We start from the raw sequence: 18,597 nt of genomic DNA on the forward strand, positions 1-18,597 counted from the left end.
CGCCGGGGCCGCCGGCCCGCGCGGGTTGAGCGCGGACGGCAGCGGCGGCTCGGCCGACGTGCCGCCTCCGCCGCGCCCGTACGCGCCGCCGCCACCGCTCGGGCTGCCGCCGCCGTACGGGTTTCCGCCGCCGCTCGGGCGGCCCTCCTGCCACGTGTTCATGTCGTCGAGGATGCCCGACCCCGGCCGCGCTGACTCCCCCCGGGGCGCCCCGCCAGGCTTCTTGTAGCAGTTTTGATGCACGGGTCGGATCGTTCCGGCGCAACTTCCGCGCGGCCGCACCACGGTGAGGCGCGGGACCGCCCGGCGTGATCCGGCTCACGGTGGTGCAGGCCTTCGCGACGGTCGTCGAGCGACTGGCCGCACCGGCCGCCACGCCCGTCCTGACCGGCTGAGGAGCCCGGCCCGGGGCCCGTACGGGGCGACCCCGAGAAGCGCGGCGGCGACCCCTAGGGGGAGCGGCGCCGCGCCCCGTACAACTCCCGTTGGTGGGCTTCATCCCGGCGGAGGACGAGCGAACCGCCGTCCGCTCCTAACGTGGTTCACACATCCCCACCCGTCCGAAAGCGGTCCGGTTCTGTCGGGCCGGCAGCCCGGTCCGCCGGGAGGGTGGGGGTAACTCCCGGTCGAGAACTACGGCCTCCACCATGTCGCGGGACAGGTGGCGCCGACGAGGCTGGGGGGCCAACGGGTGGGCCCACTTCTTAGGAGACTCCAGTGACGACGGCAACTGCCGTGTACGACCCCCAGCTTCCCGGCGGAGAGTCCGCCGTCGCCGCTTCGGCCCGCCGGCTCACCAAGGCGTACGGCGCCGGCGAGACCAAGGTCACCGCGCTCGACGCGGTCGACGTCGACATCCAGCGCGGCCGGTTCACCGCGATCATGGGCCCCTCGGGCTCCGGCAAGTCGACCCTGATGCACTGCCTGGCCGGCCTGGACACCGTGAGCAGCGGCCGGATCTGGATCGGCGGCACCGAGATCACCGGCCTCAAGGACAAGCAGCTGACCAGACTGCGCCGGGACAAGATCGGCTTCATCTTCCAGGCGTTCAACCTGCTGCCGACCCTGAACGCGCTGGAGAACATCACGCTCCCGATGGACATCGCCGGCCGCAAGCCCGACCAGGCCTGGCTGGACCAGGTGGTGGAGACCGTCGGCCTGGCCGGCCGGCTCAAGCACCGCCCGACCCAGCTCTCCGGCGGCCAGCAGCAGCGCGTCGCGGTGGCCCGGGCGCTGGCCGCCCGCCCCGAGATCATCTTCGGCGACGAGCCCACCGGGAACCTCGACTCCCGGGCCGGCGCGGAGGTGCTGACCTTCCTGCGCCGCTCGGTGGACGAGCTCGGCCAGACCATCGTCATGGTCACCCACGACCCGGTCGCCGCCGGCTACGCGGACCGCGTGCTCTTCCTCGCCGACGGCGTGATCGTCGACGAGATGCACGCGCCCACCGCCGACTCCGTCCTTGAACGCATGCGCCGTTTCGACGGCAAGCGCACCAGCTGACCGGGCGGGACGACTCATCATGATGCTCAAGACCTCACTGCGGAGCTTCTTCGCCCACAAGGGCCGGATGGCGCTCTCCCTGATAGCCGTCGTGCTGTCGGTCGCCTTCGTGTCCGGCACGCTGGTCTTCTCCAACACCGCGACCAGCACCTTCGACAAGCTCTTCGCCGCGACCGCCTCGGACGTCTCGGTCCAGCCGCCGAAGCCCGCCGAGGACGACGACCCGCAGCTCGGCGACAAGGTGCCGACCGTCCCGGTCGCGCTCGCCCAGCAGCTCGCCGCGGTGCCCGGGGTGAAGACGGCCGTCGGCCAGGTCATGGTCGGCGACGCGACGCTGGTCAACCCGGCCACCAACAAGCTGGTCGGCCCGACCAGCGGCGCGCCGACCCTGGTCGGCAACTGGACCGACACCCCGCGCAACGCGCTGCACATCACCTCCGGCCATGTACCGCAGAACGCGGGCGAGTTGGTGCTGGACGCCGACACCGCGAAGAAGGCCAAGCTCGGCCTCGGCGACAAGCTGCGGGTCGACAACGCCGGCGGCAAGCACGAGTTCACGATCGCGGGCATCGCCTCCTTCACCACCACCAACCCGGGCGCGGCGCTCGCCTTCCTGGACACCGCGACCGCGCAGCAGGTGCTGCTCGGCGAGCAGGCGTACACCTCCGTCGAGGCGTTCGGCGACGGCAGCCGCAGCAACGACCGGCTCAAGGCCGACGCCCTGGCCAAGGTCGGCGGCGGTTACCAGGTCAAGACCGCGGCCGAGCAGAAGGCCGAGAACAACAAGAGCGTCGGCAGCGGCCTCGACTTCATGAAGTACGCGATGCTCGGCTTCGCCGGCGTCTCGCTGATCGTCGGCGGCTTCCTGATCATCAACACCTTCTCGATGCTGGTCGCCCAGCGCACCCGGGAGATCGGCCTGCTGCGCGCCATCGGCGGCAGCCGCCGGCAGGTGAACGGCTCGGTGCTGGCCGAGGCGCTGATCCTGGGCGTGCTCGGCTCGACCCTCGGGATCGGGGTCGGCCTCGGCATCGCGGTCGGCCTGATCAAGCTGATGAACGCGATCGGCATGGACCTCAAGGCGAGCGACCTGCAGATCGGGCCCGACGTGTTCGTGGCCGGCTACGCGGTGGGCATCGTGATCACCGTGGTGGCGGCCTGGATCCCGGCCCGCCGGGCCAGCAAGATCGCGCCGATGGCCGCCCTGCGCGACCACGGCACCCCGGCCGAGGCTCGTTCCAACATTGTCCGAACGATCATCGGCCTCCTCCTGACGGCGGGCGGCGCCGGTCTGCTGGTGCTCGCCGCGCAGGCGGAGAAGGCGGCCACCGGCGGCCAGTACCTGGGCCTCGGCGTGCTGCTCAGCCTGATCGGCTTCGTGGTGCTCGGCCCGCTGCTGGCCACCGCCGTCATCAAGGTGCTCGGCGCCCTGCTGCCGGCCCTGTTCGGCCCGTCCGGCAAGCTCGCCCAGCGCAACGCGACGCGCAACCCGCGCCGGACCGGCGCCACCGCCGCCGCGCTGATGATCGGGCTGGCGCTGGTGATCGGCGCGTCGGTCTTCAGCTCCTCGGCAGTCAGCTCGACCAGCGCGCAGATCGACAAGTCGGTGGGCGTGGACTACATCATCGGCGGCGGCCGTACCCCGGTCACCCCCGAGATGATGGACGCGGTCCGGAAGACCCCGGGGGTGGACCACATCACCACCGAGAAGGACTTCGACGCCAAGTTCCAGCTGCCGGACGGCCAGACCAAGCGGACCGGCCTGGCCGCGGTGTCGCCGACCTTCTTCAGCACGGACTTCCGGCTCCCGGTCACGTCCGGTGCGGTCGAGTCGATCGGGCGGGGCTCGCTGGGCATCGGCGAGAGCTTCGCGAAGGACCACAACCTCAAGGTCGGTGACAGCGTCACAGTCACCTACGCCAAGGGCCACACCCAGGTGCTGCCGGTCGGGGTCGTGTTCGCGAAGAGCTCGCTCTACGGGGACGCCTCCTTCGTCGACGCCGCCACCATGGCCAAGGCCGTACCGGCCGCCGACCAGCCCGCCGACCGGACGTTCTACGCCAAGGCCTCGGCCGGCGCCGACGTTGCCAGGACGCTGACCGCCCTGGAGGGCGCGCTCAAGGAGTACCCGCAGCTGACCATCAAGGACCAGGCCGGCTACAAGGAACTCGTCCAGTCCCAGGTCAACACCCTGCTCTACCTGATCTACGGGCTGGTCGGCCTCTCGATCACGGTCGCCGTGCTCGGTGTGGTCAACACCCTGGCGCTGTCGGTGGTCGAGCGGACCCGCGAGATCGGCCTGCTGCGGGCGATCGGGCTCTCCCGCCGCCAGCTGCGCCGGATGATCCGGCTGGAGTCCGTGGTGATCGCGGTGTTCGGTGCCGTCCTCGGCACCGTCCTCGGCCTGGCCTGGGGCGTCACCGCCCAGCGGGTGCTGCGGGACCAGGGTCTGGGCACGCTGTCCGTCCCGACCACCACGATCGTCGTGACGCTGGTCGCCTCCGTGGTGATCGGTCTGCTCGCGGCCCTCTTCCCGGCCTTCCGGGCCGGACGGATGAACGTCCTCGCGGCCATCGCGACGGACTGACCGGGCGGTGGGGGACGCTCCCCCAGCCCGGCGGCCGGGAGGTACCCCCAGGTCAAGGGGGGAGCCACGGGGGGAACGGGGGCGCAGGGGCCGGGTGCGAGCAAGCACCCGGCCCCTGCGGCGCATTCCGGTCATCACCGGCTGAGATGATCGTCCGATGGTCGCCCCGGACGCCCCGCCCCTGCCCAGTGCCGCACCCCTCACCGCGGCCGCCGCCGACCGCTGGCGTGCCGCCCGCAGTGCGTGGCGCCTGGACAGCCGCTGGCTGGCGCTGCTCCCGCTCGCCTTCGTCGGCTTCGCCACCGCCGTCGAACCGACCGGCACCCACTGCAACGCCTACGGCATCTGCCAGGACACCTGGGGCGACGAGCTGGCCGCCTGGTCGGTGCTGGCCGAGGCGATCCTGCTCGCCGCCAGGGTCCGTGCCCGGGCGCTGGTCCCGCCGGCCGTCCTGGCGGTGCTCTGGTACGCGCCGGGCGGCCTGGTCACCACGGCCGGCCGCTGGACGGCCGTCCTGGTGCACGTCCTGCTGTCCGCCGTCCTGATCGGCGCCGAACTCGGCCGCCGCCGCGCCCGCCAGCAGCTCGACGAGCTGATGGCCCCGCCCGTTTCGTTCCCGTGGACGGCCGCCGGGGAGCCCTCGCCCGTCGACCCGGGCCACCCGCCCATGGTGCGCCGCGTGCTCGGCGGCCTGCTGCTCGCCGTCGCCCTGGCGATCCCGCTGTACGGGCTCTGGACCGAGGCCGGCGAAGCCGACCACCGGGCCCGGGCGACCACCGTGACCGGCACCGCGGGCGCGACCGACCAGGACGGTGTGCTGACCGTCCGCTACCGCCCGCCCGGCGGCGGCCCCGAGCGCACCGTCGACCTGGACCTCACCTGGGCCCGGCAGCCGCAGCCCGGCGAGGGCGTTCCGCTGCTGGTGGACGGCGACTGGGCACGCGCCGCCGGCGTCGAGTACAGCGTGGTGGACGACGTCTTCGGCGCCGGCCTGTTCGCCCTGTTCGGCCTGCTCCTGCTCGCCTCCGCCGCCAACGCCTCCGCGCGCCTGCGCAGGCCCGCCTTTGCCGGCTCCGCGCCCGCCCTCGCCGTCCGGGTCCGGGCCGACGCCAAGGGCGACCTGCTGGTCCAGCCGCTGGACGGCCCACCGGACGGGCCCGCGCTCTGGCGGCTGGTCGAGCGCGACCGCTTCCGCTGGGCCCGGTACGGCGCCCCGGACGGCGACGGCCCGGGCTGGGTGTACGAGCGGATGGAGACCGGCGAGGATGACGCGGGCGACTTCCTCTACCCCGAAATCGCGCTCGACGACCATGATCACGACGACCACGACCACGACCACGACCACGACGAGCACGAGGACGAGCACGAGCACGAGCACGAGCACGAGGACGAGCACGAGCACGAGCACGAGGAGGCCCTCCCGCCCGCCGAGGCCGCCGCCCGGTTCGCCCTCGCCGGGCAGACCGTCGACGCGATCCTCTACTGCGGCCCCGACGGCCCCGAGCAGCAACTCCTCGTCCGCCCCGGCCTGATGGAGCACGACCCGCGCTGGCTCGCCGCCGTCGTCGCCCCCGCCGCCCGCGCCCCGCGCCCCGGCCGGGAGGGGCGGCGCTACCGCGACCGGGAGCTCGCGGTGGCCGCGCTCACCGCGGAGACCGTCGCCGCCGCGCCCGAGGCCGGACCGGACACCCGCCCGGTGCCCGCCGGCCGCTGGGAGATGCCACTCGCCCTGCGGGCCGTGGCCGGCCCGGTCCCCGCCGTCCTGCTCGCCGCGGCCGTCGTCCTCCTCGGCCAGGACGGCTGGTGGAACGGGCTGCTGCGCCCGCTCTGGATCGGCTCCGTCGTGATCCTCGCCTGCGGCCGGACGCTGTCCTGGCAGATGGTCGCCGACCGGGACGGCCTCCGGGTCGCCACCGCGCTGCACAGCCGCTGCTACCGGTGGCATGAGATCAACGCCGCCGCCGTGCACCGGAACCTGCTCACCATCCAGCTGCGCTCCGGCGAGGAGATCACCGTCGGCAGCCGCCCGGCCGCCTGGCTGGCCGGCCACTTCGGCGGCCGCTACGACCCGGCCGAGCTGGCCCGGACCGTGGCCACCGCCGCCCACCGCCCCGACCTGCGGCCCCGCTTCGCGCTGCCGGGCCGGCTGGGCAGCCCGCAGCACGCCCTGAACCTGGTCTCGCTGGCCGGCTTCGCGGCCTTCACAGTCGTCCACCACCTCCTCTGACCGGTACGGTTGGCGTCGATGAACACCAAGGCTACTGAGGAGCTGCCGGCGGTCTCCGTGATCATGCCGGTGCTCAACGAGGAACGACACCTGCGCACGGCCGTCCGGCACATCCTGGAACAGGACTACGCCGGACCGATGGAGGTGGTGATCGCCCTCGGTCCTTCGACCGACCGCACTGCCGAGATCGCCGCCGAACTGACCGCCGAGGACCCGCGGGTCCGGACCGTGGAGAACCCCACCGGCCGCACCCCCGCCGGACTGAACGCGGCGATCCGCGGCTCCCGCCACCCGATAGTGGTGCGCGTCGACGGTCACGGCCTGCTGACCTCCGGCTACGTCGCCACCGCCGTCCGGCTGCTGGACGAGATGGAGGCGGCCAACGTCGGCGGCATCATGCACGCCGAGGGCGAGACCGAGTGGGAGAACGCGGTCGCCGCCGCGATGACCTCCAAGATCGGCGTCGGCAACGCCGCCTTCCACACTGGCGGCCTGGCCGGCCCGGCGGACACCGTCTACCTCGGCGTGTTCCGGCGCGAGGTGCTGGAGAAGCTCGGCGGCTACAACGAGGAGTTCATCCGCGCCCAGGACTGGGAGCTCAACTACCGCATCCGCCAGGACGGCGGGCTGATCTGGTTCACCCCGCAGCTCAAGGTCACCTACCGGCCCCGGCCGTCCGTCAAGGCGCTGGCCAAGCAGTACAAGGACTACGGCCGCTGGCGCCGCGTGGTCACCCGCTACCACCGCGGCTCGGTCAACCTCCGCTACCTGGCCCCGCCGGCCGCCTTCCTGGGCGTCACGCTCGGCCTGGTGCTCGGCGCCGCCGTCCACCCGGTCTTCCTCGCCGCGCCCGGCGCGTACCTGCTCGGCATCCTCGGCGGCTCGGTGGTCGAGGGCCGCGGCCTGTCCGCCAAGGCGAAGGCGATGCTCCCGGTGGCCCTCGCCACCATGCACCTCAGCTGGGGCTTCGGCTTCCTCGCCTCGCCGCGCTCGCTGGCCCGCAAGGTGATCGGCAGCACCGCCCCCACTCCCTCCAACGTCCTCTCCGAGGCCCGCTGAACGGGACCCCCCCGGACCCGCCCTCCTGCCCCGCCCTCCTGCCCCGCCGTCCGGCGCTATCGTCGGTGCGCATGGCGACAGTTGAGGGCGGGTCCGCGGCCGGCGCCCGGATCGAGCCGAGCGCGGACGTCGACGACCGGGCCGTCATCGGCGCCGGGACGACGGTCTGGCACCTGGCCCAGGTGCGCGAGCACGCGGTGATCGGCGTCGACTGCATCATCGGCCGCGGCGCCTACGTCGGCCCGGGCGTGCGGATCGGCGACCGGGTCAAGCTGCAGAACCATGCGCTGGTGTACGAGCCGGCCGTCATCGAGGACGGGGTGTTCGTCGGCCCGGCCGCCGTCCTCACCAACGACCGCTACCCCCGCGCGGTCGACCCCGAAGGCCGCCTGAAGCGCCAAGACGACTGGCAGCCGGAAGGGGTGACGCTTCGTCAGGGCTGCTCGATCGGCGGCCGGGCCGTCCTGGTCGCCGGCGTGACGGTCGGCCGCTGGGCCCTGGTCGCCGCGGGTGCGGTGGTCCACCGCGACGTCCCCGACCACGCCCTGGTCGCCGGCGTCCCCGCCCACCGCATCAAGTGGGTGGGCCGCACCGGCCACCCCCTCGAACCCGACGGCGACACCCACTGGCACTGCCCCCACACCGGCGACCGCTACCGCGAGGTGAACGGCACGCTCACCCTGGTCTGAACCCCCGCACAGCCCTCCCTACTTCGCGCATGCGTCCGTATCGTCCGCCTGCACCCGCTGGAGGTCCTTCGGCGCCTCGGTCGGCATCGCGGACGCCGCCGGGGCGGCGAGGACGTCCTTGCCGAGCACCAGCACCAGCGGCCCCTTCGGGTCGGCCTTCGGGTCCGGCCGGACGGCGTCGCCCGGGAGGCCGAGGGCTGCGGCCAGAGCGCCGGCCTCCGCCTCCTGACCGGCCGGGTAGGAGACCGAACTGATCGCCGCAGCAGGCGCGTTGGGCCCCGTCGCGGCCTTGGCGAAGCCCTTCGCCCGCAGCTTGTCCACGGCCGGCTGCGCCTGCCCTGCCGTCCCGCTGCCGTTGCGGACCGTCACCCGGACGCCCTTGGGATCCACCGCCGGGGCAGCAGGCGTACTGGTGGCACTGGTCGCCTCGGGCGTGGCAGGGGCCGGGGCAGCGGCCGCCTCGGTCAGCGAGCGGTCGCCCGCGATCATCGAGAACAGCTGCCCGGCGTCCGGCTGCTTGAGCACCAGCCGGTTCTCGTCCTTCGGATCGTCCAGCACCGGCACGGTGGCGAAGGTGATGTTCCTGGTGTCGACCTTGCTGATGTCCAGCGCGAGGTCCTTCAGCTTGTCGACGCTGCCGATGCCGGAGTCGACGGTGAGCGCCTTGGTGGCGGCGTCGGCGAGCTTGTAGAGCTTGCTCGGGCTGGTCAGGGTGTCGTCGCTCTTGATCTTGCGGATCATCGAGCTGATGAACTGCTGCTGGAGCGGGATCCGGGTGAGGTCGCCGCCGAGCCCGACCGCGTGCCGGGTGCGGACGAAGGCCAGCGCGTCGTCGCCCTGGACGACGTGCCGGCCCTTGCTCATCCTCAGGTGCGAGCCCGAGTCGTTGATGTCCTTGGCCGCGCACACCTCGACCCCGCCGACGGCGGTGGAAAGCGCCTTCACGGCCTCGAAGTTGACCTGCACGAAGTGGTCGACCCGGATCCCGGTGACCTTCTCGACGGTCTTCCAGGTGCAGCCCGGGTCGCGTCCTTCCTGGCCGAGGCTGTTGTTGAACATGTCCCGCGCCGCGCCGGCGATCTTCTTCCCGTCGGCGGTCCGGCATTCCGGGATCGGCACCATCAGGTCGCGCGGGATGCTGATGACGGTCGCGTTGGAGCGGTCCTTGGCGATGTGGAACAGCAGCGTGGTGTCGGCGTGCCCGGTGCTGCCCTCGTCGCCGTACTCGCGCCCGAGGCCCTGCCGGCTGTCGGTGCCGAGCACCAGGATGTTGAGCGCGTCCCCGGCCGCCTTGGGCCGTTCCGCCTCGTCGCCCAGCTGCACCTTGACGGAGGTCAGGTTGTTGTTGAAGTGCTGGTACAGGTAGTACGCCCCGCCGCAGCCGGCGACCATGACCAGCGCGCCCGCCCCGGCCGTCCACTTGAGCACCCGCCGGCGCCGCGTCCGCCTGGCGGCCGCCGCCCGCCGTTGGGCCGCCCGTCGGCCCTCCCCGGCGGGCTCTCGCGCAGTGGCCCGGTCCGATCGCTGTGCCGTCCCGGACGCCTCCGGGGCGGCGGCCCGGCGGCGCGCTCCGGGAATTCCGGCGCTCGGGTCGAGCCGGTACTGGCCGGTTTCCGGATCGCGTATCCACTGCTCCGCCGGGTCGACCTCCGGGTTGTCCTGCTGCACGGCGGTTCCCTACCTCCGACCGGTGACGGGCCCGGCTCACCCGAACGGCGGGCCGGTCCGGACACACTAGACGAGCGGCAGGAAGGAATTGTTCCTGGTGTGATCTCCGTCATGTTCCGGTAATCAGGCAGTAAAGCAGTGGCCGATCGCGCATTTCCCGCTGAACCCGCGCCGACCCGCGGCGGAACACGGAGTCAGTGCGCCGCGCACGCGTCCACGTCGGCGGTCCGCCCCTCGAAGACGGGCGAGGCCCCCGCCGACGGCGCGGCGGTGGCGCCCGCGGCCTCGTCCGCCCCGGGCGCCGGGCTCGGGCTCGCCCCGGCCGTCGGCGACGGCGCCGAGCCGGGCGGGCGGACGGTGATCCGCTGGTCGTCGCGCAGCGCGGTGAACAGCTGGGTGGTCTGCGGCTGCACGAACTCGTCCCGGTCCGAGTCGTACCGGTACGGGCGGCGCGGCGCGGTCAGGAACACCACGTCAGGCGAGGGGATGCCGCGCAGGTCCTGGGTGAGGTCGTAGAGCGCGCCGAGCGAGGACAGGCCGCCGTCCGCCTTGACGGAGGATGTCGCCGCATCGAGCACCGGCCACAGCTTCGCCGGGTTCAGCAGCACGCCCTGCGACTGCGCCTTGCGGATCAGCGAGGCCAGGAACTGCTGCTGACGGCCCATCCGCTGGGTGTCGCTGCCGTCGCCCAGGCTCTCCCGGGCGCGGACGTAGCCGAGCGCCTGCTCGCCGTGGAGGGTCTGCCGCCCGGCCGACAGGTCGAGCTTGGCGTCCTTGTCGTGGATCGGCTCCGGGACGCACACCTCGACCCCGCCGATCGCGTCCACCATGGACTTGAAGCCGGTGAAGTCGAGGATCACGTAGTGGTCGATCCGGATGCCGCTCAGCTGTTCGACCGTCCGGATGGAGCAGGCCGGGCCGCCGAGTTCGAACGCCCAGTTGAACTGCATCAGCCCGGGCTTGCTCCGGGTGCCGTCCGGCTTCTCGCAGGCGGGGACGGTGACCATGACGTCGCGTGGGACGGAGACCGCCGTCGCGTGCTTCCGGTCCGCCGCCAGGTGCAGCAGGATCGTGCTGTCCGAGCGCTGGGTGCCCGGCTCGCCGCCGTACGCGCCGTTCGCGCCGGACCGGTCGTCGCTGCCGATCAGCAGGATGTTCTCGGCGCCCTTGGCCCCGGCCGTCCGGCTCGGCCGCTCGGACTCCAGCTGGGCGAGCAGCCGGTCGGTGGCGGTGTCGGTGTGGATGTTGCCGTCGAGCTTCCGATACGCGAACCAGAACAGCGCCCCGGTCCCGACGAGCAGGAACGCGACGACGCCGGCGGTGACCATCAGCCACCGCCGGCGTCCGCGGGGGCGTCCGGGTGCGGTCGGGGGAGTGCCGGTCGGGGGGTGCGCGGTGTCGTCCTCGGCCATGGCAGGGATCCCTACCCGCCGGGCCGGGGGCGGGGGTTACCCGAGGCGCAGTGTCACCCGTTCGGATTCGGCCCGCTTCTCCCACTGCTCGGCGCTCAGGCCCTGCGAGTTGCGGCACAGCACCACGGAGGCCCCGGCCGCCAGCGGCGCCAGCAGACCGGCCTCCAGGCCCGCCCAGTTGTCGTACGACAGCGTGGACATCACCCGGTCGCCGGGCTTCAGCCCGAGCCGGGCGGCTCCTTCCCGGGCGAGGGCGACGGTCTGCTCGCCGGTCAGCTTCAGCGGCAGCCCGTCCACGCCGGTCTCCAGGGCCGGCGCGTCCGGGGTGACGGGGGAGTACGGCGCGAAGCGGTCGCCCTGGCCGGGCACCTCGGCGGCGTAGTCGAGGAAGCCTTCCGGGCGCTGCGGGAACCGCCCGCCCAGCGGGCGCAGGGCGAGCGCCACCCGCTCGCCCTCGCAGGCCTGGGCGGCCTCCAGCCCGTCCGGGCCGCTGACCACCAGGTCGGTGGCGGTCGGGTCGCCGCCCGGCACCGCCGTCACCCCGACGGACCAGCAGGCCAGCAGCCAGACGGCGCTCTGCCAGTGGGCGGGCAGGAGGAGGGCGGCGCGGTCGCCCGGACCGGCGTTCAGCTCGTCCTGGAGGAGGTTGGCGGTCTTGGCCACCCAGTTGTCGAAGGTCCGGGCGGACAGCTCCACCCGTTCGCCGGTGGCGTCGTCGTAGAAGGTCACCAGAGGGGCCGCGGGATCGACCGAAGGGGTGCCACCTCGCAGGTATGCGTGCAGCAGCTCGACGGGGGTGCGGGCATCGGCAGCGAAAGGCGCAGTCATGGTGCGCCCCAGCCTACGGCCTTCGGGTGGGGCGCCGGGAGGGGTGCCGGACCCGGCGCGGGGCGGCGTGGCGAACGCCGGGGTTTGCGGCCACCATCCGGTTTATGCGCCTCTCACTCCCGGTTTCGTTCCCGGCCGCCGCCGTCGCCGGTTGCACCGCCGCCCTGCTGCTCCAGCCAGCCGCCACCGCCTCGTCCGCCGGCCCGGCCGACCCTGCGCCGCACCGCCGGGCCTCCGCCGGGGGCGGCTCGGTCACCTCGCTGCCGCTCCTCACGGGGAGCGGGCTCGCTCCGCGCACCACCCGGCCGTTCGAACTCCTCGGCGTCGGCTGGGACGGCCCCCCGGAGGCGCTCGCCGGCGGCACCGTCCGGGTCCGCACCCGCGACGCCGCCACCGGCCGGTGGGGCGACTGGCACGAGCTGGAGGCGGACGCCGAGGACGGCCCGGACGTTCCCGCCGGCACCCGGCACGGCGCGACCGCGCCGCTGTGGACCGGCCGCAGTGACGGCATCGCCGTCGAGGTCCGCCCCGGCCCGGCCGGACCGCCGCCCGGCCTGCGCCTCGAACTGGTCGACCCCGGCGCGGGCGCCCCCGCCGCCGGCACCCGGACCCTGCCCGTGGCGCCCGCCGACGGCCGCCACGCCCCGCGTCCCGGGATCGTCACCCGGGCCGGCTGGGGCGCCGACGAATCCCTGCGCGACCCGACCTTCGAGTACACCGGCCCGGTCCGCGTGGTGTTCGTCCACCACACCGCCACCGCCACCGACTACGCCTGCAGTGACGCCCCGCGGGTGATCCGGGGGATCTACCAGTACCACGTGCAGAGCAACGGCTGGCGGGACATCGGCTACAACTTCCTGGTGGACCGCTGCGGCACCGTCTACGAGGGCCGCGCGGGCGGCGTCGACCAACCCGTCCACGGCGCCCACACCCTCGGCTTCAACACCGACTCGTCCGGCATCGCCGCCATCGGCACCTACCTCGGCGACGCCCCGCCCCGGCCCCTCCTCGACGGCCTCGCCGCCATCTCCGCCTGGAAGCTCGGCCTCACCTCCCGCCCCGCCGACGGCCGCACCCAACTCACCTCCGCCTCCGACGCCAGCCGCTTCCCCAAGGGCACCGTCGTCGACTTCGACGCCATCTCCGGCCACCGCGACGCCTTCAAGACCGAATGCCCCGGCGGTGCCCTCTTCGCCGAACTCCCGCCCCTGCGAACGGCAGCAGCCCACCTGCAGTCGCCCTGACGCGCCAACTCCCGCCCCGCGCGCCCCAATTGCCGGACCGTGGCCACGTACTCCGGCGTCACGTGGTCGGCGAAGATCCGCCCGAGTTCGGCGGCGATCGCCGACCGCCCGCGGTGCCGCGTCCCGTCGAAGCCGATCACCTCGCCGTCCTCGGCGAAGGGCCCGGCGAAGGCCGAGCCGTCCCGCTGGTCCCAGCCGTCCAGCGCCCGGTGGTAGAGCGCCCGCACCGTGCTCTCGTCCCGGGGGGACAGCTCCGGCAGCCGCGTATCGTTCATATCCCCATGGTCGACGAAGGCGGTGGAGGCGGACGGCGGAGGAGGCGCGCGGCGGTGACGGACGAGGCGGTGCGGCGCTGGCGGCCGGGCTTTCCGCTGGACGCGGCCCGCACGCTGCTGCCGCTGCGCCGAGGACCGGCCGATCCGTCGTACCGGACCACCGGCGACGGCGCGATCTGGCGGGCGTCCCGGACGCCGGCCGGCATCGGCACGCTGCGGGTGCTGTCCCGCCCGGGGGCCGGCGAGGTGGAGGCCCGGGCGTGGGGCCCGGGCGCGGACTGGCTGCTGGACCGGCTGCCCGCACTGCTGGGCGCGGAGGACGACCCGGAGGGCCTGGTGCTGCCGCCGGGGCCGCTGCGGGACGCCCAGCGCCGGACGGCGGGGGTGCGGCTGACCCGGACCGGCCTGGTGCTGGAGTCCCTCGTCCCGGCGATCCTGGAGCAGAAGGTGACGACCGACGAGGCGTACCGCGCCTGGCGCACGTTGCTGCGGGACTTCGGTGCACCGGCGCCGGGCCCGGCGGAGGGCCTGCGGGTGGCGCCGTCGGCCCGGGAGTGGGCGCTGGTGCCGAGCTGGGAGTGGCACCGGGCGGGCGTCGACCCGAAGCGCTCGGCGACGATCATGCGCGCGGTCCGGCTGGCCCCTCGCCTGGAGGAGGCGTCCACGATGGACCACACCGAGGCCTTCACCCGCCTGACGGCCGTGCCGGGCATCGGGATCTGGACGGCCGCCGAGACCCTGCAGCGCAGCAACGGCGACCCGGACGCGGTCTCGGTCGGCGACTTCCACCTGCCGAACCTGGTCGGCTGGGCCCTGGCCGGCCGCCCCCGCAGCGACGACGCCCAGATGCTCGCCCTCCTGGAGCCCTACCGCCCCCACCGCTACCGCATCTGCCGCCTCCTCCTGGCCACCGGCACCCGCGCCCCCCGCTACGGCCCCCGCCTGACCCCCAACGACCACCGCCGCCGCTGAGCGCGCCTACCGGACCTCGATGAAGGCGTCGGCGGCGCGTTCCGGCCGTTCGCGCGGCGGCTCGGCGGGGCGGCCCACGGCGATGGCGCCCATCGGGTCCCAGGTCTCCGGGAGGTCCAGCGCCGAGCGGACGGTGTCGCGGCAGAACATGGTGGACGAGACCCAGGCGGAGCCGTAGCCCTCGCCGGTGAGGGCGATCAGCAGGTTCTGCACGGCGGCGCCGGCGGCGACGGTGAACATCTCCCGTTCGGCGGTGGCGCGCCGCGGGTCGGGGTAGTCGTGCGAGCCGTCCATCACCAGGCAGGGCACCACCAGGTAGGGCGCGTCGCGCAGGACGTTGCCGCGGGCGGTGCGGCGGGCGATCCGGGCCTCGTCCCAGCCGTCGAGTTCGCGCAGGTCGCGCTGCCAGGCGGCGAGCATCGCGTCGAGCAGCCGGGTGCGGGTGCCGGCGGATTCGAGGAGGACGAACCGCCACGGCGTGGTGTGGTGCGGGGCGGGCGCGGTGACCGCGGCGGCGACGGCGCGGCGGACGGCGCCGGGGTCGACGGGTTCGCCGGTGAACGAGCGGACGGTGCGCCGCAGGGTGACGGCCTGCCGGAGGGCTTCGGAGGTGCCGAGCCGGAACATGTCGTCGGCGGCGGGGCGGACCAGCGGCCGAGTGCCCTCACCGTCCTCGGTGGTGACGAGGTGGCCGAGGCCGCGCACGACGGCGACCGGCACCCCGGTGGCCTTGCCCTTCACCAGGTCGGCGGCGGCGGCGAGTTCGTCGGCGGTGGCGGTGACGGTCAGCGCCAGCTCGTTGCCGTGGCTGTCGGTGCGCCCCCGGTGGTCCTCCAGCACGGGCAGCCCGGCGGCGCCGATGGCGACGTCGGTGAGCCCGTTGCGCCAGGGCCGCCCGAAGGTGTCGGTGACGACGACGGCGAGCCGCCGTCCGGTGAGCCGCTGGAGCCGCGCGCGCAGGGCGCGGGCGGAGGCGTCGGGGTCCTCGGGCAGGAGGAGGACGGTGCCGGGGGCGGTGTTGGAGGCGTCGACGCCGGCGGCGGCCATGACGAAGCCGTTGCGGTTCTCGACGATCCGCGCGGGGCCGCGCCGGGCGACGACCCGGACGGTCTCGGCGTCGATCGCGGCCTCGCGGTCGGCGGCGTGCAGCAGCCGCCCCTCGGCCTTGCTGACGATCTTGGAGGTGACGAGCAGGATGTCGCCGTCCTCGTACGTCCCCGCCTTGGCGAGCAGCGCACCGAGGTCGGCCCCGGCTTCGACCTCGGGCAACCCCGCCACCGGAAAGATCTCAACGCTCATGCGCCCACCTCGCTCCGCTCGGCGGTCGCTTCGCGAAACGCGCACCTCTCGATGGTTCTCCCCCAGCCTTCGGCCGGGGGGACCCCCATGCTCCGCTCGCTCATGCGCCCACCTCGTTCCGCTCGGCGGTCGCTTCGCGAAACGCGCACCTCTCGATGGTTCTCCCCCAGCCTTCGGCCGGGGGGACCCCCATGCTCCGCTCGCTCACGCGCGAACCTGCTCCGCCAGCGCCAGCGCGGCCCGCGCCATCTCGGCGGTGGTCTCGACGTCGGTCATCAGCAGCGGGACGGCCCGGCAGGCGATCCCGGCGGCCTCGACGACGGCGACGGCGGCCTCGTCGGCGCTGTCGACGAGCCATCCGTCGATCAGCTCCGAGCCGTAGTTGAGCGCGACCGCCTCCGCCGTGGCCTCGACGCCGACCGCGGCGAGCACCTTGTCGGCCATGCCCCGCACCGGCGCCCCGCCGATGATGGGGGAGAGCCCGACGACCGGCGCGGGGGCGGCGGCGACGGCCTCCCGGATGCCGGGCACGGCGAGGATGGTGCCGATCGAGACGACCGGGTTGGACGGCGGGAAGAGGATGACGTCGGCCTCGGCGATGGCCTCCAGCACGCCGGGCGCGGGCTTCGCGGTGTCCGCGCCGACCGGGATGATCGCCTCGGCGTCGACGGCGGCGTGCAGCCTGACCCAGTACTCCTGGAAGTGGACGGCCCGGGTGCCCTGTTCGTCGGTGATCCGCACGTGCGTCTCGACCCGGTCGTCGCTCATCGGCAGCAGCCGCACGCCGGGCTTCCAGCGCACGCACAGCGCCTCGGTGACCTGGCTGAGGCTGTAGCCGGCGGTGAGCATCTGGCTGCGGACGAGGTGGGTGGCGAAGTCGCGGTCGCCGAGTCCGAACCACTCGGGGCCGACGCCGTACTCCTTCATCTCGGCCTTGATCGACCAGGTCTCGTCGGCCCGGCCCCAGCCCTGTTCCTCGTGGATGCCGCCGCCGAGGGTGTACATCACGGTGTCGAGGTCGGGGCAGACCTTCAGGCCGTAGAGGTGGATGTCGTCGCCGGTGTTGCCGATGACGGTGATCTCGTCCTGCGGGCCGACCGCCGCGAGGAGTCCGCGCAGGAAGCGCGCCCCGCCGATTCCGCCTGCCAGTGCCACGATGCGCATGCGCCCATCCTGCCACGGCCCGACTGCCCGTCAGCCCGGCTTCCGAACGGCACGACGGCCGGGCCGACGGGCCCGGGCTCAGCGCGTCTCGGCCCGGTCCTGCGGGTGCTGCTCGGGGACGGTGGTGGCGCCGCCGTACTGGTTCATCTCGGTGAGGCCCGGCGTGTAGAGGTGGATGGAGACGGCCGGTTCCAGCGTGCCGTTGACCACCTCGTGCAGGTAGCCGGACGAGAACACCCGCTGCCCGCCGGGCCGCAGGGTGCGGGTGCCTTCGCCCGCGTGCGTGAGGGAGCGCTCGACGAGTTCGCCCCGGACGACGGTCAGCACGCCGGAGGACGCGCCGTGGTCGTGGAAGCCGCTGCTCTGGCCGGGCAGCCAGCTGAGCAGCCAGACCTCGTAGCCGGGGCCGGTCTCCAGCCGGGCGTACCAGCGGGTGAGCGCGTCGTACCGGACGAGCGGCTCCCAGCGGGCGCGGTCGGCGGCGATCTCCCGGACCAGCCGGGCGTAGCCGGCGATGGTGGTGGGGTGGCTGGGCAGGTCGGTGCGGGCGAGGTGCGGGAAGGCGAGCGGGTCGCCGGCGATGGAGACGTCGCTGAGGCCGTCGCTCCAGCGGCCGGAACGGGCGGCGGCGGGCGTGAGCCCTCGGCGGGCGAGCTTGTTGCGGTCGCGGTTCCGCTTGCGGATGCGGGTCATGCGCACGGGAGTCGTCCTCGGAGTGGCGGCTGGTTCGTCAAGGGGATCAGCCGGATCCGGGATGTCCTGGGGCAGGAGTCGCGGGCGGCCTCTGTGCTTCCTGGGGCGGCGCGCGGTGGGACGCGGGCGCCTAGATACAGCAGGAACAGAGGCGACAACAAGAGTTCACGGCACGGCGGAGCGCGGAACCGCTCCGGGGGCTGGCGAACTCTGACATGGGGGAAAGGAGACCGTATCCACGGGGCCGGTGTCAAACCCGGAGATGCGGCATTCGGGTGGATTCGGTCCGGAAGTACCGGATGGGGTGATAAATCACCGTCTATGTTTCGATGGGAAGATCGCCGGGAAGGCAGGGCGATGACCGGCCTGTCATGGTGACCGAGCGTCACTCGGCGGATGGTTGCGGATGGTTCGACGCCCTCCGGGGCATTCGGGCGGAAAGTCCGATGTGTCCGGATATGTACACTATTCGTAACGGCTTGGTGCCGAGGAGTGAATCCTGGCCCCAATACCAGAGCTCGGCTTGACTGAGCCAGAGTGACGCAACTGTAATTTCACTCGTGTCGTCGGCCGCACGAGGCAACGGCAACCACGGGGACGCCAAGTAGGGGCAGAGGAGGCGCGCCACATGAGCGAGCTCTTTGAGCTGTTGATCGGTGACGGCATCGCGGAGGACGAGGAGGAACTCGGTTGGCAGGAGCGCGCGTTGTGTGCCCAGACCGACCCCGAGTCCTTCTTCCCCGAGAAGGGCGGCTCAACCCGCGAGGCCAAGAAGGTCTGCCTCGCCTGCGAGGTCCGCTCCGAGTGCCTGGAGTACGCCCTCGCCAACGACGAGCGCTTCGGGATCTGGGGCGGCCTCTCGGAGCGTGAGCGCCGCCGGCTCAAGAAGAGCGCGGTCTGACCGGGTGGCTCCTGACCCCCGCTGATCGGACGACAACCACACAGCTGTACAGGCGCCTCACCGCGGTGGTGGGGCG

At 73.6% G+C, this 18,597-nt stretch carries 14 protein-coding genes and 1 pseudogene; 8 read left to right on the forward strand and 7 right to left on the reverse strand.

Annotation, left to right across the window (positions count from 1 at the left end):
- Positions 1–717 precede the first annotated feature (717 nt).
- The 5 genes from KV557_RS35905 to KV557_RS35925 all read left to right on the forward strand — a co-directional run bounded on the left by KV557_RS35905 (position 718) and on the right by KV557_RS35925 (position 8,065).
- Entirely contained in the window at positions 718–1,503 is a 786-nt protein-coding gene (locus KV557_RS35905) for an ABC transporter ATP-binding protein (RefSeq protein ID WP_308130237.1), read from the forward strand.
- Positions 1,504–1,519: 16 nt separating this feature from the next.
- Positions 1,520–4,090 (forward strand): ABC transporter permease, encoded by a 2,571-nt coding sequence (locus KV557_RS35910; RefSeq protein WP_218205811.1) that lies wholly within the window; start codon positions 1,520–1,522, stop codon positions 4,088–4,090.
- Between the two features lie 157 nt (positions 4,091–4,247).
- Positions 4,248–6,317 carry a hypothetical protein gene (locus tag KV557_RS35915; protein ID WP_218205788.1) on the forward strand — a complete coding sequence of 690 codons (2,070 nt, stop codon included), beginning with the start codon at positions 4,248–4,250 and terminating at the stop codon, positions 6,315–6,317.
- Positions 6,318–6,335: 18 nt separating this feature from the next.
- On the forward strand, positions 6,336–7,376 hold the full coding sequence (locus KV557_RS35920; protein ID WP_218205789.1) for a glycosyltransferase family 2 protein: 1,041 nt from the start codon (positions 6,336–6,338) through the stop codon (positions 7,374–7,376).
- 71 nt (positions 7,377–7,447) lie between these two features.
- Complete coding sequence (locus KV557_RS35925; RefSeq protein ID WP_218205790.1) at positions 7,448–8,065, forward strand: acyltransferase; 618 nt, start codon at positions 7,448–7,450, stop codon at positions 8,063–8,065.
- Positions 8,066–8,083: 18 nt separating this feature from the next.
- Here the strand turns inward: KV557_RS35925 and KV557_RS35930 are convergent, their stop codons facing one another.
- The 3 genes from KV557_RS35930 to KV557_RS35940 all read right to left on the reverse strand — a co-directional run bounded on the left by KV557_RS35930 (position 8,084) and on the right by KV557_RS35940 (position 11,973).
- Positions 8,084–9,733, reverse strand: a complete 1,650-nt coding sequence (locus tag KV557_RS35930; protein WP_218205791.1) for an LCP family protein — start codon at positions 9,731–9,733, stop codon at positions 8,084–8,086.
- Positions 9,734–9,927: 194 nt separating this feature from the next.
- Positions 9,928–11,145 carry an LCP family protein gene (locus KV557_RS35935; RefSeq protein WP_218205792.1) on the reverse strand — a complete coding sequence of 406 codons (1,218 nt, stop codon included), beginning with the start codon at positions 11,143–11,145 and terminating at the stop codon, positions 9,928–9,930.
- A gap of 36 nt (positions 11,146–11,181) precedes the next feature.
- Positions 11,182–11,973 carry a TIGR03089 family protein gene (locus KV557_RS35940; protein WP_218205793.1) on the reverse strand — a complete coding sequence of 264 codons (792 nt, stop codon included), beginning with the start codon at positions 11,971–11,973 and terminating at the stop codon, positions 11,182–11,184.
- Between the two features lie 104 nt (positions 11,974–12,077).
- Between KV557_RS35940 and KV557_RS35945 the strand changes: the two genes are divergently transcribed.
- Entirely contained in the window at positions 12,078–13,217 is a 1,140-nt protein-coding gene (locus tag KV557_RS35945) for a peptidoglycan recognition protein family protein (protein WP_218205794.1), read from the forward strand.
- Between the two features lie 59 nt (positions 13,218–13,276).
- Here KV557_RS35945 and KV557_RS45055 read toward each other — a convergent pair.
- Positions 13,277–13,492: pseudogene (locus KV557_RS45055) on the reverse strand (SgcJ/EcaC family oxidoreductase); the annotation flags it as partial.
- Between the two features lie 6 nt (positions 13,493–13,498).
- Here KV557_RS45055 and KV557_RS35955 point away from each other — a divergent pair.
- Complete coding sequence (locus KV557_RS35955) at positions 13,499–14,464, forward strand: DNA-3-methyladenine glycosylase family protein (protein WP_374106716.1); 966 nt, start codon at positions 13,499–13,501, stop codon at positions 14,462–14,464.
- A gap of 6 nt (positions 14,465–14,470) precedes the next feature.
- On the opposite strand, the gene KV557_RS35960 is transcribed toward KV557_RS35955, so the two are convergent.
- From KV557_RS35960 to KV557_RS35970, 3 genes are all read right to left on the reverse strand, one after another.
- Entirely contained in the window at positions 14,471–15,763 is a 1,293-nt protein-coding gene (locus KV557_RS35960) for a coenzyme F420-0:L-glutamate ligase (RefSeq protein ID WP_218205795.1), read from the reverse strand.
- 204 nt (positions 15,764–15,967) lie between these two features.
- Positions 15,968–16,927: a 2-phospho-L-lactate transferase gene (gene cofD / locus KV557_RS35965; RefSeq protein ID WP_218205796.1), complete on the reverse strand. Its 960-nt coding sequence runs from the start codon at positions 16,925–16,927 to the stop codon at positions 15,968–15,970.
- A 78-nt stretch (positions 16,928–17,005) separates the two neighbouring features.
- Positions 17,006–17,626 (reverse strand): cysteine dioxygenase, encoded by a 621-nt coding sequence (locus tag KV557_RS35970; RefSeq protein ID WP_308130240.1) that lies wholly within the window; start codon positions 17,624–17,626, stop codon positions 17,006–17,008.
- Between the two features lie 622 nt (positions 17,627–18,248).
- Here KV557_RS35970 and KV557_RS35975 point away from each other — a divergent pair.
- On the forward strand, positions 18,249–18,521 hold the full coding sequence (locus KV557_RS35975; RefSeq protein WP_030062195.1) for a WhiB family transcriptional regulator: 273 nt from the start codon (positions 18,249–18,251) through the stop codon (positions 18,519–18,521).
- The last annotated feature ends 76 nt before the right edge of the window (positions 18,522–18,597 follow it).

The sequence above is a fragment of the Kitasatospora aureofaciens genome, from assembly GCF_019192735.1.
Taxonomy (GTDB): domain Bacteria; phylum Actinomycetota; class Actinomycetes; order Streptomycetales; family Streptomycetaceae; genus Kitasatospora; species Kitasatospora aureofaciens_A.